The organism is Pedobacter nototheniae, assembly GCF_032678625.1.
GTDB lineage: Bacteria > Bacteroidota > Bacteroidia > Sphingobacteriales > Sphingobacteriaceae > Pedobacter > Pedobacter nototheniae_A.
Window position 1 is genome coordinate 157,012 of the sequence record NZ_JAVTSO010000002.1, and the last position, 13,101, is coordinate 170,112.

The 13,101-nt window shown below is 37.0% G+C and carries 10 protein-coding genes; 8 read left to right on the forward strand and 2 right to left on the reverse strand.

From position 1 onward, the window contains the following. The first annotated feature begins 45 nt into the window (after positions 1–45). From R2Q77_RS06425 to R2Q77_RS06435, 3 genes are all read left to right on the forward strand, one after another. Positions 46–1,185, forward strand: a complete 1,140-nt coding sequence (locus R2Q77_RS06425) for a putative sensor domain DACNV-containing protein (RefSeq protein ID WP_316802893.1) — start codon at positions 46–48, stop codon at positions 1,183–1,185. Between the two features lie 170 nt (positions 1,186–1,355). Continuing rightward, positions 1,356–2,789, forward strand: coding sequence for an ATP-dependent RecD-like DNA helicase (locus R2Q77_RS06430; protein WP_316802894.1), 1,434 nt, complete (start codon positions 1,356–1,358; stop codon positions 2,787–2,789). 1,566 nt (positions 2,790–4,355) lie between these two features. Then, positions 4,356–5,039: an MCP four helix bundle domain-containing protein gene (locus R2Q77_RS06435; RefSeq protein WP_316802895.1), complete on the forward strand. Its 684-nt coding sequence runs from the start codon at positions 4,356–4,358 to the stop codon at positions 5,037–5,039. A gap of 54 nt (positions 5,040–5,093) precedes the next feature. Here R2Q77_RS06435 and R2Q77_RS06440 read toward each other — a convergent pair whose 3' ends face one another. Further along, complete coding sequence (locus R2Q77_RS06440; RefSeq protein WP_316802896.1) at positions 5,094–5,939, reverse strand: S1 RNA-binding domain-containing protein; 846 nt, start codon at positions 5,937–5,939, stop codon at positions 5,094–5,096. Positions 5,940–6,111: 172 nt separating this feature from the next. On the opposite strand from R2Q77_RS06440, the gene R2Q77_RS06445 reads away from it, so the two are divergent. The 4 genes from R2Q77_RS06445 (at position 6,112) to R2Q77_RS06460 (ending at position 11,430) form a co-directional block, all read left to right on the forward strand. Beyond that, entirely contained in the window at positions 6,112–6,714 is a 603-nt protein-coding gene (locus R2Q77_RS06445) for an LURP-one-related/scramblase family protein (RefSeq protein ID WP_316802897.1), read from the forward strand. 226 nt (positions 6,715–6,940) lie between these two features. Beyond that, complete coding sequence (locus R2Q77_RS06450) at positions 6,941–8,677, forward strand: ABC transporter ATP-binding protein (RefSeq protein ID WP_316802898.1); 1,737 nt, start codon at positions 6,941–6,943, stop codon at positions 8,675–8,677. Beyond that, on the forward strand, positions 8,661–10,421 hold the full coding sequence (locus R2Q77_RS06455) for an ABC transporter ATP-binding protein (protein ID WP_316802899.1): 1,761 nt from the start codon (positions 8,661–8,663) through the stop codon (positions 10,419–10,421). Before R2Q77_RS06450 ends, R2Q77_RS06455 begins: the two co-directional genes overlap by 17 nt. 109 nt (positions 10,422–10,530) lie before the next feature. Continuing rightward, positions 10,531–11,430, forward strand: coding sequence for an SMP-30/gluconolactonase/LRE family protein (locus R2Q77_RS06460; RefSeq protein ID WP_316802900.1), 900 nt, complete (start codon positions 10,531–10,533; stop codon positions 11,428–11,430). A 195-nt stretch (positions 11,431–11,625) separates the two neighbouring features. Here the strand turns inward: R2Q77_RS06460 and R2Q77_RS06465 are convergent, their stop codons facing one another. Beyond that, positions 11,626–12,192 (reverse strand): Crp/Fnr family transcriptional regulator, encoded by a 567-nt coding sequence (locus R2Q77_RS06465; RefSeq protein ID WP_316802901.1) that lies wholly within the window; start codon positions 12,190–12,192, stop codon positions 11,626–11,628. Between the two features lie 202 nt (positions 12,193–12,394). Between R2Q77_RS06465 and R2Q77_RS06470 the strand changes: the two genes are divergently transcribed. Beyond that, on the forward strand, positions 12,395–13,084 hold the full coding sequence (locus tag R2Q77_RS06470) for a type 1 glutamine amidotransferase domain-containing protein (protein ID WP_316802902.1): 690 nt from the start codon (positions 12,395–12,397) through the stop codon (positions 13,082–13,084). The last annotated feature ends 17 nt before the right edge of the window (positions 13,085–13,101 follow it).

A 13,101-nucleotide genomic window follows, 5' to 3' on the forward strand; every position in this document is an offset into this window, starting at 1 on the left:
TATTTTCATATTAGATATTAGAAATTTTCGGCTTAAATTCGGAACATGAGTTATAAACCTACTTATAAAGCTGCCAATACCATTGCAGCTACAATTGAGCAGCATTTTATTAAGCTTCACGCTACGGCAATTGCACAGGGCGAGATTGATTTGGCTACGCAGCCGGATAAAAAAACAATTGAAGCCATAATTGATGTTGCTTTCTGGAGTAGTTTACGAAAAGAAGAGGGCCATTCGCCGCGCATTTCTATTGCTTTTATGCCGCCCTCACAAACTTCTAAACCTTTACTTTTTGCAAAAAGAATGGCCCTAAACGCCAATACATTAACTAAAGTTGCGCCAGGTATTGAAAGATCAGGGATACACTTGGGCGTATGGGAAGAAGATGGAGAACTTTACATCTGGGGGACAACATTAAATATCCCAAATTTTTGTTTTGTGGTTGATGTATCCGAACCAGGCCTAATTGTAATTAAACACCGCCGTATTTATGGCATTGGCAAATATACCAATGTTGCGGTTTTAAAAGGTGAGCAAATTAGAATAGTTGATGATACAAGTTGCAAAAACCGCGATTGTCCGCCTATTTTAAAAGCCTTGCTTGATTTGACGGTATTGGCCAGCTGGAACGACCCGATTAATATTTTAATCCAGTTTGCTGTTTCCATGCGTGGCCACGGGCGGGGAGGAGCGCTCCTTATTGTTCCGAAAAGTGATGGTAAATGGGAAGAATCTATTATACATCCAATTCAATATTTAATAAAACCACCTTTTTGTGGCTTATCCAATCTTGCAAAACAAGGCGGCAATCAAAGTGAAATCTTCTCGCAAGGTGCATTAAGAAGAGAAGTAGAGCATTTGGCAGGTTTAACAGCTGTAGATGGGGCAACTATTATTAATGAAGAATTTGACCTGATTGCCTTTGGTGCAAAAATTGGCCGGGCAAAAGGAAAACCAACAGTAGAGCAAATTGCGTTTTCAGAACCGATTGTTGGCGGAGAAGATAAAATTCTATTTCCAGGGCAATTGGGCGGGACAAGGCATTTCTCTGTTGCTCAATTTGTTAACGATCAACCGCAGGCCATTGGCTTAGTGGCGTCTCAGGATGGTCATTTTACGATATTTAGCTGGAGTAAACTGCAAAATATGGTTATGGCACATCGTATAGAAACCTTACTTTTGTAATCTGTAAATTGTAATTACCGGAAAAAGCAAGCATAGTGTAATGGATTTTAAAATGCATGGTCTTATTAACCGGCTTTTTTCTAAATATAGAATGGTATTTATATGGCCTTTTCTCTCTGATTTTGCACTACAGCCCAAATAATTAACTACAAAACAATTTTATCATACCCATGATTCTCGACAAAAGTCATCTTATTGCTCAAGCCTATCAGCATACACCAACTAAAGAGCAATTGCTTTTTTGCGAACGCATGTCGGTATTTTTGCAGCAAGAAGATGAGTACCGTTGTTTCGTGTTAAAAGGGTATGCCGGTACCGGTAAAACCACCTCTGTAGCAGCGCTGGTAAAAGCATTACCAAAATTTGGTTTAAAAAGTGAATTGCTGGCACCTACAGGTCGTGCTGCAAAGGTAATGAGCCAATATGCATCGAGAAAGGCACTTACGGTACACAAAAGAATTTACAGAAAAAGGTCTGCTACATCGCCTGAAATGCTTTTTCAAATTGCACCCAATCTTTCGGAGAATACGCTTTTCATTATAGATGAGGCTTCAATGATTGCTGATGAATGGAATGACGCAGGTTCATCTATTCTGAAAGATCTTTTAGAATTTGTGTATAATGGTAAAAATTGTTTTTTGCTGTTTGTTGGGGATACCGCTCAGTTACCACCTGTCGGCAGTTTAGATAGCCCAGCTTTAAATGAGGAATACCTTAAAGATAAATTTGCATTAACGATTAGTGCCGTTGAGCTAAAAGAAGTGGTACGCCAGGAGAAGAAGTCGGGTATTTTGGCAAATGCCACTATGCTTAGAAAGCAAATTTCACAAAATCCTGAAAATCCATTGCCAAAGTTTTTAACTAAATCCTACAAAGATATTTTTAACATGGGCGGAGCCCGTTTGGTAGAAGGTTTAGAGTACGCTTATCGTAAATATGGAATGGAAAATACATTGGTGGTTTGCCGTTCCAATAAATCGGCCAATGTGTACAATCAGCAAATCAGGGCCAGATTGTTGTACCGCGAAGAAGAATTAACCGGTGGCGATCAGATTATGGTGGTTCGTAATAACTATTTCTGGTTGCCTGATAATGAGGAAACAGCTTTTATTGCCAATGGCGATATGGCAAAGGTTGTACGGGTACGTGGAGAAGAAGAGCGTTATGGATTTCGTTTTGCAGAAGCAACACTGGAGTTTATGGATTTCCCTTCTGCTGGCGCCATAAGCTGTAAAGTAATGCTGGATACTTTAAATATTGAAACGGCAAACCTGCCTTACGAACAAAATAAACAACTATTTGAGGGATTAAATGAAGATTATTCGCATATCGCGAATAAAAGACAACGTATGCTTGCAATTAAACAAGATCCATTTTACAATGCCCTGCAAATTAAGTTTGCTTATGCGGTTACATGCCACAAGGCACAAGGTGGACAATGGGATGCTATTTTTGCCGATCAGGGATATTTGACGGAAGAAATGATTGACCTTGATTTTTTGCGCTGGTTATATACTGCAGTAACAAGGGCTAAAAAGGAATTGTATCTGGTTAATTTTGCACCACAGCTTTTTGCAACAACAACAGGAGAAGATTATTTTTAAAATAATATTATTTATCCGCTTGCCGCGGTGGCTGTTTTCTTTTTGACAGCAAAAAGAAACAAAAACTGCCGGCTCGCAATCTTTCTTTTAAAGCTATTGGTGAGGCTTTTTCAGTGCCTGCCGAAATATTGACCATGCCGGTTTAAAAGCTGAACGTAGAAATGGTGGTTTGGCCTTGTTGAGTGGTAATGCTAAACCAACTTTAAATTTTCTACTGCTTTAACCTAAGCACGCATCCGGCATAGCAGCATTTCGTAGGAGAGCATATTAGAATTCTTGCCGAAACTTTGATATTCCGAATAACCAAGGGAATATGCAGCGGGCGTCGGGTCGTGAATTGGGCTAAGCCTCATATTGCCGCTATTGGAATTCTGATGCTGCTATTCATGAAAGGATGCAAGCCTTGAATTTGGGTACCTTTTTGTTAAGAAAAGGTACGAAGCCTGTTTAGCTAAGGCAATATTCTTTATCCGCTTGCCGCGGGGGCTGTTTTCTTTTTGACAGCAAAAAGAAACAAAAACTGCCGGCTCGCAATGTTTCTTTTAAAGCTATTGGTGAGGCTTTTTCGGTGCCAGCCGAAATATTGACCATGCCGGTTTAAAAGCTGAACGGAGAAATCGTACTTTGGCCTTGCTGGGAGGTAATTACAGTTGCTAAATCATGCTAAACAACTTTAAATTTTCTACTGCTTTAACCCAAGCACGCATCCGGCATAGCAGCATTTCGCTGAATAGGACATTAGAATTCTTGCAGAAATTTTAGTGTTACGAATAGCCAAGGGAATATGCAGCGAGTGTTGGATTGTGAAATGGGCTAAGCCTCATATTGCCGCAATTGGAATTCTGATGCTGCTATTCAAGAAAGGATGCAAGCCTTGATTTTTGTTTCTTTTTATCAAGAAAAAGAAAAGAGCCCGTCTGGCTAAGACAATACTATCCAGCCGCTCGTTGCGGGGGTTTCTCTTCTTTGGGCAACCAAAGAAGCAAAGTTGCCGGCTCGCAATCTTTCTTTTAAAGCTATTGGTGAGGCTTTTTCAGTGCCACCCGAAACATTGACCATGCCGGTTTAAAAGCTGAACGGAGAAATGGTGGTTTGGCCTTGTTGAGTGGTAATGCTAAGCCAACTTTAAATTTTCTACTGCTTTAACCTAAGCACGCATCCGGCATAGCACCATTTCGCTGAGTAGGACATTAGAATTCTTGCAGAAATTTTAGTGTTGCGAATAGCCAAGGGAATATGCAGCGGGCGTAGGCATTGTGAAAAGGGCTAAGCCTCATATTGCCGCCATCAGAATTCTGATGATGCTATTCAAGAAAGGATGCAAGCCTTGATTTTTGTTTCTTTTTATCAAGAAAAAGAAAAAAGCCCGTCTGGCCAAGACAATACTATCCAACCGCTCGCTGCAGAGGGCTCTTCTTTGGGTAACCAAAGAAGCAAAGTTAAACTTCATATTAATTCCTGTCGGGTATGCCATTTAAGAAAACATTTGTAATGTTACAGTTGATTTATCAACCTGTTTTCGCGTTAAACTTTTTAATGCTTACATTTAAAGTTTAACCGCTTATTATGAAATTTGCTTTTAGTCTTAAGAACAAAATAAAAATCGCATTCCTGCTTTTCTGTATTATGTGTTGTTCTCTTCTTATTCGTTTTTTAGAGGACAAAAGCGTTAAAAAAATTAATGAATCTTTTGTTTCAATGTATAACGATAGGTTGGTGCCGGCCACAGATCTTTATTTTATTGCCGAAAATTTATATCAGAAAAGCCTGGTTCTACAAAATATATTAATATTCACCGATCATCAGATTACACCGTCAACAGGTATTTTGAAATTAACCCAGCACAATAATAAAATAGATTCGATTATTAATAAATACCAGCTTACTTTCCTGGTAAAACAGGAGCAACGTTTTCTAAATGATTTAAAAAATACATTGTTTATTCAAAAAGAATTTGAAAATAAGATATTGGCTATTGCCAGTCAGGATTTGGCAAACGGACGTAAAATTTATGAGTCGGCAGGCCGCGATATTTCGGCTAATACACTAAATAAGCTATCAGATTTAATTAAAATCCAATCCAATGTGGGAGATGAGTTGATTAATGATTCTAAAATTTTTGTTTCAGGAACTAAAATTTATTCCACTTTCCAGGTTATCCTGGCCATTGCGATTGGAGTTTTAATTGTTGGAATTGTCTCCGCATCTAATGCCGTAAAAGTTCAGAACAATAAGTTTAACTTAAATTAAGTAAAGAAAAAGCCCCTGACTGTTTAATCGAACTCAAGGGCTTTTAAATTTTATTTAATCGGCATCTTCATCCGTTAGAAGCTTAATTTCATCATCAGATATGCTAATTAAACGTTCTTTATATAAGGAACCGATGGTTTTTTTGAATGCACTTTTGCTGATTTGAAATCTGTGGTAAATTTCATCGGGAGAACTTTTATCACCCAATTCAATTATACCTCCGCTTTTTTTCAATTCTTTAATGATCATTACTTTCGAATCCAGAATATGGCCATATCCACTGGGTTGTAAGGTTAAATCAATTTTACCTTCTACCCGTATCTTTTTTATCCAGCCTTTTCTAACATCACCGGGTTGTACATCAACAAAAACTTCGTTAAAGTATAATAAACCAATATATTTATTGTTAATTATGGCATTAAAACCCAAATCTGTCTCTTCGGTAATCAATAAGTTTACTTCATCACCTTCCTCAAAATCAAAACCTTCTTCTTCTACAAAGTCGTATAATTTTGATGAAGCCAGTAAACGGTCATTACCTTCATCAAGAAAAACATAGACAACATATTTATATCCCTTTTGCATGGGCCTTTTTTGTTCGCGTTGCGGAACATAAATATCCTTATCGATCCCAAGATCCATAAAAACACCATCTTCACCATCAGAAACCACTTTAAGAAAAGCAAAATCGCCTACTGAAGCGTATGCCTTTTGAGTTGTTGCCGTTAATCTACCATCTTTCTGTACAAAAACAAATACGTTTAAGTTGTCGCCAATTTCAGCACCCGTAGGTACATGAACATATGGCAGCAGAACCAATTTATCGCCATCAGTTAAATTTAGTCCGGCTTCAGTTTTACTTAAAATCCGTAATTCATTGTATTTTCCTATCTCAATCATGTTCAATGTTTAGCCATTACCTTCAATGGCAGTTTTTTAATTTTGCAAAGTTAACAATCTTTAACTGGTAAATGGGATGTAAAATTGAAGGCTGTATTAACAATTATCAACAAAAAATAATCTGTTTAGAAAAAATAACTATTTTCGGACTTAACCTAAGGAAATTAAAAAAATGAGTAAACAAATCCCAACGTTCTTTCTAAGTGACGAGTATTTTATTGATGAAAAAGTAAATTTCTTAAAATTTGCTAACGAATATAAGGTTTATAACGACCAGGGCGCGCAAATTGGCATTATTAAACAACGGATTAGCGGCTGGCATAAAGCACTAACATTGTTAATTAATAAAGCAATGATGCCATTCAAATTAGAGATTACAGATGTTAACGGCCAGTTGCAGGCAACGATCAGCAGGGGCTGGACTTTCTGGATGTCTAAAATTACCGTTACCGATCCACTGGGTGCAGAAGTAGGAATAATTAAACAAAAGTTCAAATTTTTTAAACCAACCTTTACCATTAGCGATCCTGTTACAGGCGCAAACATTGCACAAATTTCGGGTGACTGGAAAGCCTGGAATTTTACCATTACCAACAATGCAGGTGCTGAAATGGGGAAGATCAGTAAAAAATGGGCGGGTGCCTTAAAAGAGGTTTTTACTACCGCTGATAAATATAACGTATCAATTGATCCCAATTATGCAGAAAATAGTCAAAAAGTAGCCATTGTAGCTACGGCTATTACCATTGATATGGTACTTAAAGAAGGCAAATAATATTTTTATCCACGCATGTATAATCATTCATTCTTGCTAAGCAGGGTAGAAGATGATACACAGCTGTAAAGCCATTTTCGTGTTTAATTACATTTAGAAAACCCGGAAATGGCTTTTTTCCTTTCTTTAAGGCATTTTTTATTGGATAAAACCGGTTTTTCAATACTATTTTAATTCGTTTCAAATAAATCAGTTAAATTTGAAGAATACAAAGTATCTTCAATAAATGGACAAAACAAAAGAAGCCAAAAAAAGCAGTATTTTTAGCTTGTTAGGCTCTTACAGAGGTTTAATTTCCTTACTCATACTTTTTGCACTTTTAAGTAACGGCATAAATTTGCTATTACCTAAAATTATTGCACACGGAATTGATGCCTATACCAATAAAACTTTTCGTGCAGAACCGATTCTTATACAGTTTTCTGGCGCAATAATCCTGGTTTTTATTTTTACATACCTGCAAAGTATTGTACAAACTTACGCTTCTGAAAGGGTAGCAAGGGATTTAAGAACAAAACTTTCCGATCAGATTTCGAGGCAAAGCCATGCTTTTATAATTGAGGCTAACCCATCAAAACTGCTTACAAATCTAACTTCAGATGCAGACGCAATCAAAATGTTTGTTTCTCAGGCTATCGTTTCCATTGCTTCTTCTATTTTTTTAATTGTAGGTGCCAGCATTTTATTATTAATGATTAACTGGAAACTGGCACTATGTGTAATTGCCATTGTACCCATTATTGGTGGCGCTTTTTTCTTTGTGCTAAGCAAGGTAAAAGTATTATTTAAGAAAAGCCGTGAGGTAATCGACTGGTTAAATAAGGTAATAAACGAAAGTATTTTAGGTTCTGCATTAATTCGGGTTATTAATTCGCAACAGCTTGAATACAATAAATTTATGGATGCCAATTCTAAAGCCAGAGATCTTGGTTTATCCATTTTAAGGCTTTTTGCTGGCTTAATTCCTATAATCATATTTGTTTCTAACCTTGCCGGATTAACCATTTTAGTATTGGGTGGCCATTATGTAATTACCAACAGCATGAGTTTGGGTGAGTTTACTGCTTTCAGCAGTTACCTTTCCATCTTAATTTTCCCTATCCTGGTTATTGGTTTTATGAGTAATGTAATTGCGCAGGCATCAGCCTCGTACCAAAGGATAGAAAGCATATTAAATGCTGCTGAGGTAAAACATGATGGCTCTATTATGGAAAAACTGGATGGTGATTTAGAAATGAAAAACATTTCCTTACTATTTGGACAAAAACCAGTTTTAAAAGATGTTTCCTTTAAGGTTAAAGCAGGATCAAGAACAGCGGTTATCGGCCCAACAGCAGCCGGAAAAACACAGTTATTGTATATTTTGACCGGTTTAATTGAGCCCAACAGCGGCGAGGTACTTTTTGACGGTCAGCTAATTAAAAATTACAACCAGGAAAATTTCCATAAACAAGTTGGCTTTGTATTTCAGGACAGTATCATTTTCAATATGAGCATTCGCGAAAATATTGCATTTAGTGATACCGTAACGGATGAATCTTTAGAAAAAGCAATTGAAACTGCCGAACTGAAAGATTTTGTGGATGCCCTTCCCGAAAAATTAAATACCATTGTTTCGGAAAGAGGAAGCAGCCTTTCTGGTGGACAGAAACAGCGAATTATGCTGGCAAGAGCACTTGCTGTAAACCCGAAGGTACTATTGCTTGATGATTTTACCGCAAGGGTAGATAATAATACCGAGAAAAGAATTTTAGAAAATATCCAGCGCAATTACCCGGGTTTAACTTTACTTTCAGTAACCCAAAAAATAGCCTCTGTGGAGCATTATGAACAAGTTGTTTTATTAATGCAAGGAGAAGTTCTTGCAAAAGGAACGCATCAGGAACTTTTAAAAACCAGTCCGGAGTACGTTCAGATTTATACTTCACAACAGAGTACCAGCAATTATGAATTACAATCTTAACGAGCTTAGCCCACAACAGGAAAAGCAATCTACATATAAGGCGCTTAAACGGTTATTGAAATTAATTTCTGCAGAGCGGAGAAATCTCTGGCTTGCTTTAATTGCCATTTTAGTTAATTCAGGTTTATTGCTTTTAGGGCCCCTAATTTTCGGGCATACCATTGATGCCTATATCCGTACCAAACAATATCATGGGGTATTAATTTTCGGCGCTATTTTGTTATGTATGTACCTCTTAGCTATGGTTACCGGATATACGCAAACCAAATTAATGGGAGGAGTGGGCCAAAGAATGCTGTACACGCTACGCAACGCCATTTTTAATAAACTACAGGAATTGCCTGTTTCTTTCTTTAGCCAGAATAAAGCCGGGGATTTAATTTCGAGGGTAAATAATGATACGGATAAGCTCAATCAGTTTTTCTCTCAATCTTTAATGCAGTTTATCGGCAGTATTGTAACCATGATTGGTGCCGGAATTTTTCTGCTGTCGATCCATATTGATTTGGGCGCGGCAACTTTAGCACCCGCTGTTTTTATCGTATTGTTTACTACGATTTTATCTCCTTGGGTAAAAAGAAAAAATGCAAAAAATCTTAAAAGTGTTGGCGGAATGAGTGCTGAAATTCAGGAAAGCCTGAATAATTTTAAAGTTATTATTGCCTTTAACCGTCGTGATTATTTTAGAAAACGTTTCGACGAAGCGAATAAAGAAAATTATAAAACGGCTATTGGTGCAGGTTTGGCAAATAATATTTTTGTACCGGTTTATGGCTTGTTTTCAAGTGTTGCACAGCTTATTGTATTGTTGTATGGTATTTACTTAATTTCTATTGGCCATTTTTCTATAGGTTTGCTGGTAAGTTATATTGCTTACAGTACTAACTTTTACAATCCTTTAAGGCAGTTGGCCGCATTGTGGACGAGTTTTCAGGTGGCTATGGCCAGTTGGGACAGAATCTCTCAGATTTTATTGCTTGAAACCGATTTAAATCAAATTAAAAGTAATGAAACTGCTACTTCGGATGCACTGCTTGAATTTAGAAATGTGCATTTTTCTTATGATGAAGGCAAGGAGATTTTACACAATATTAATCTAACCTTTGAAAAAGGTAAAACCTATGCCTTGATTGGACCAACAGGTGGAGGAAAAACAACTACAGCTTCGCTAATTGCGCGCTTATACGATGCCACCAGTGGAACAGTTTTGCTAAATGGTAAAGATATCAGGACTTTTAGTGCCGAAGAAAGAACCAAAAAAATTGGCTTTATTTTACAGGAACCTTTCTTGTTTACCGGAAGCGTGAAGGATAATATTTTGTACGGCAACAGTCAGTACAAAGATGTAAGCGATGATGAACTGAAGAAAATTATCGAAGACGCCAATCTTAATGCACTTTTAGCCATTTTTGATGAAGGTTTAAATACCCAGGTTACTTCAGGATCAGACAGTATCAGTTTGGGTCAGAAACAGCTTATTGCTTTTATGCGCGCCGTTTTACGCAATCCGGATCTGTTAATTTTAGACGAAGCTACTGCCAATATAGATACCATTACCGAGCAATTATTGGGAACTATTTTGAATAAACTTTCAAAAGAAACTACATTGGTTATTATTGCACACCGATTAAATACAATAGAAAATGCAGATGAAATCTATTTCGTAAACGAAGGTGAGGTTCAAAAGGCCGGAACACTTCAGCACGCCCTGGATATGCTGCTAAAAGGTAAGCGGATAAGTTAGTGTTCTGGTTTTTGTGCTCAATCAGATTTATAAACCGACGCAATTCAAACAAAATTATTACTTGCATGCTGCCTTATAAATAGGCACATTGCAAGCCTATTGATTTTTTATGAAGATGCGTTTTAGCTTATTGATTTTATTTTTTACGTCGACTTTTTCTGTTGCTTCTGCACAGTCAGGCCAAACCCCAATATTTGTTCAGGACAGTTTAAAACTGATTTCCTCCCAATTTAAATTTACCGAAGGTGCTTCTGTAGATCGTGAAGGCAATGTTTTTTTTACAGACCAGCCCAACGATAAAATATGGAAGTATGATACAGCCGGAAAACTAAGTTTGTTTATGGATAAAACCGGAAGGGCAAACGGAACCTATTTTGACCGAAAAGGGAATTTAATTGTTTGTGCTGACGAAAATAACGAAATATGGTCTGTTAACCGGCAGAAAAAAGTTAAGGTTTTGTTCAGTAGCTATGAAGGTAAGAAAGTAAACGGACCTAACGACATTTGGCTGGATGCTAAAGGCGGTATTTATTTTACAGATCCCTACTATCAAAGAGATTACTGGACGCGTAAATCTTCTGAGATAGTGGGAGAAAAGGTGTATTATCTGCCAAAAGGGAAAAAGAATGCTGTAATGGTTGCTGATGATGTTGTAAAACCGAATGGGATTGTAGGTACGCCTGATGGTAAGTTTTTGTATGTGGCGGATGCAAAGGCGGGGAAAACATATAAATATAAAATTAATCCCAGCGGCGCACTGAGCGATCAGCAATTGATTTTAAACCAGGGATCTGATGGTATGACACTGGATAATCAAGGTAATATTTACGTAACAGGTAAAGGCGTAAATATTTACAAACCAAACGGAGATAAAATTGCACACATAGATATTCCTGATAACTGGACTGGCAACATTTGTTTTGGCGGCAAAAACAGGGATTTTTTATTCATTACAGCATCAACGTCTGTATATGTTTTACCCATTCAAGGGGTAAGAGGGGTAGAATAAAGACTTAATTGCTACAACTAAAAGGAATGAATAAACGCACTTAATTTCATTTGTTCAGTTTATTCAAAGCCCAAAAATGTGTAAAGCAATAATTACATTTACTTTCCTATTTATATAGGGATAGACAACTAAAAAGCCCTCTCAGGATTGAAGGGCTTTTTATTTTAAATGCTTTTTGTTAAAAGCAGATTTGCTTCAGGATAATTTCAATCTGCTTAAAGTTTCGCGCGAAACACCTAAATACGCCGCAATCATGGATTTTGGAATCCTTTGAAAAAGGGTTGGATAAAGATCAAAAAGCTGTTGGTATCTCGCCTGTGCATCGTTAACCAAAAAAGATAATACTCTTTTTTGCATGGCTACATACCCAGATAATGTTTTTTGTCTGAAAAAGTGCTCCATTTTATGGGAAGCACTACAAAGCTTTTCCTTATTTTCTGCACTAAGCACAAGTATTGTTGTATCTTCAATACAATCAATGTCATAACTTGCTTTGGTTTGATAAATTAAGGCCTGGTAATCAGAAATCCACCAATTTTCCATAGCAAATTGTATAATGTGCATTTTTCCGTCGTCCTGGTTCACATAGGCTTTTAATAAACCATTAAGTACAAAAAACTCTTGATTAACAGGATCACCTTCCTGAATTAGGAATTGATGTTTTTTATATTTCTTTTGTTGAAAATGACTTGATATAAATTCAAATTCATCATCAGAAATTGGAATAATCTGCTCTATATGTTGCCTTAAGGCTGTGTTCATGCTATAATGTATGTTGTAAATTACTGAAGTGATGTACATCACCAATTAATTGTGATGTACTTCCTTGAATTGACTGCTAATTTACGAGCATCTTTGAATATAAATTATATGAATGAAAGCTAATTTATTATTTACCATAGTTTTTAGTCTGATGGCAATTTGTAGCTACGGACAAAAAAGCTTAATAAACAACCAGAAAAAAATGAAAACAAAAAGAATTTTATTTGTGCTTACTTCTTTTGATGAAGTTAAAACAACAGGCCATAAAACAGGGGTTTGGATAGAAGAGTTTGTGGCTCCATATTATTTATTACGTGATAAAGGTTTAGACATTACCATTGCTACACCAAAAGGAGGGAAGGCGCCTATCGATCCTAAAAGTTTACTGCCTGATTTTGCAACTGCTGCGGTACAAAAGTTTACTGGCGATAAGGAAACAGCAGAAAGGTTAAATAACACAGTAAAACTTACCGACCTTAATCTTGATGACTACGACGCTGTATGTTATCCAGGTGGCCACGGTCCGATGTGGGATTTGCCGCAGAATAAGGAATCTATTCATATTATTGAAAGTTTTTATGCCAAAGGCAAGCCTGTTGCTTTAGTTTGCCATGCACCGGCAGCCTTGCAAAATGTTAAAGCAGCCAATGGAGATGCATTGGTAAAGGGAAAAAAGGTAGCAGGTTTTACCAACAGTGAAGAAATTGCTGGAAAATCTGTAGCAGAAGCCCCGTATTTATTAGAAGATATGCTAAAAGATAAAGGCGCAGAATATGTGCGTGGCGAAGATTGGAAAGGTTTTGCAATTGCGGATGGAAATTTAATTACCGGACAAAACCCGGCCTCATCTGAGCTGGTGGCTGAAAAAATATTGGAAGCTTTAGGTATTTAGATTCGGTAGTGGACAAA

Coding starts and splice junctions, on each gene's coding strand:
- R2Q77_RS06440 (WP_316802896.1), bottom strand. CDS start 5,939: ATGATTGAGATAGGAAAATACAATGAATTACGGATTTTAAGTAAAACT.
- R2Q77_RS06470 (WP_316802902.1), top strand. CDS start 12,395: ATGAAAACAAAAAGAATTTTATTTGTGCTTACTTCTTTTGATGAAGTT.
- R2Q77_RS06455 (WP_316802899.1), top strand. CDS start 8,661: ATGAATTACAATCTTAACGAGCTTAGCCCACAACAGGAAAAGCAATCT.
- R2Q77_RS06445 (WP_316802897.1), top strand. CDS start 6,112: ATGAGTAAACAAATCCCAACGTTCTTTCTAAGTGACGAGTATTTTATT.
- R2Q77_RS06450 (WP_316802898.1), top strand. CDS start 6,941: ATGGACAAAACAAAAGAAGCCAAAAAAAGCAGTATTTTTAGCTTGTTA.
- R2Q77_RS06460 (WP_316802900.1), top strand. CDS start 10,531: ATGAAGATGCGTTTTAGCTTATTGATTTTATTTTTTACGTCGACTTTT.
- R2Q77_RS06465 (WP_316802901.1), bottom strand. CDS start 12,192: ATGAACACAGCCTTAAGGCAACATATAGAGCAGATTATTCCAATTTCT.
- R2Q77_RS06425 (WP_316802893.1), top strand. CDS start 46: ATGAGTTATAAACCTACTTATAAAGCTGCCAATACCATTGCAGCTACA.
- R2Q77_RS06430 (WP_316802894.1), top strand. CDS start 1,356: ATGATTCTCGACAAAAGTCATCTTATTGCTCAAGCCTATCAGCATACA.
- R2Q77_RS06435 (WP_316802895.1), top strand. CDS start 4,356: ATGAAATTTGCTTTTAGTCTTAAGAACAAAATAAAAATCGCATTCCTG.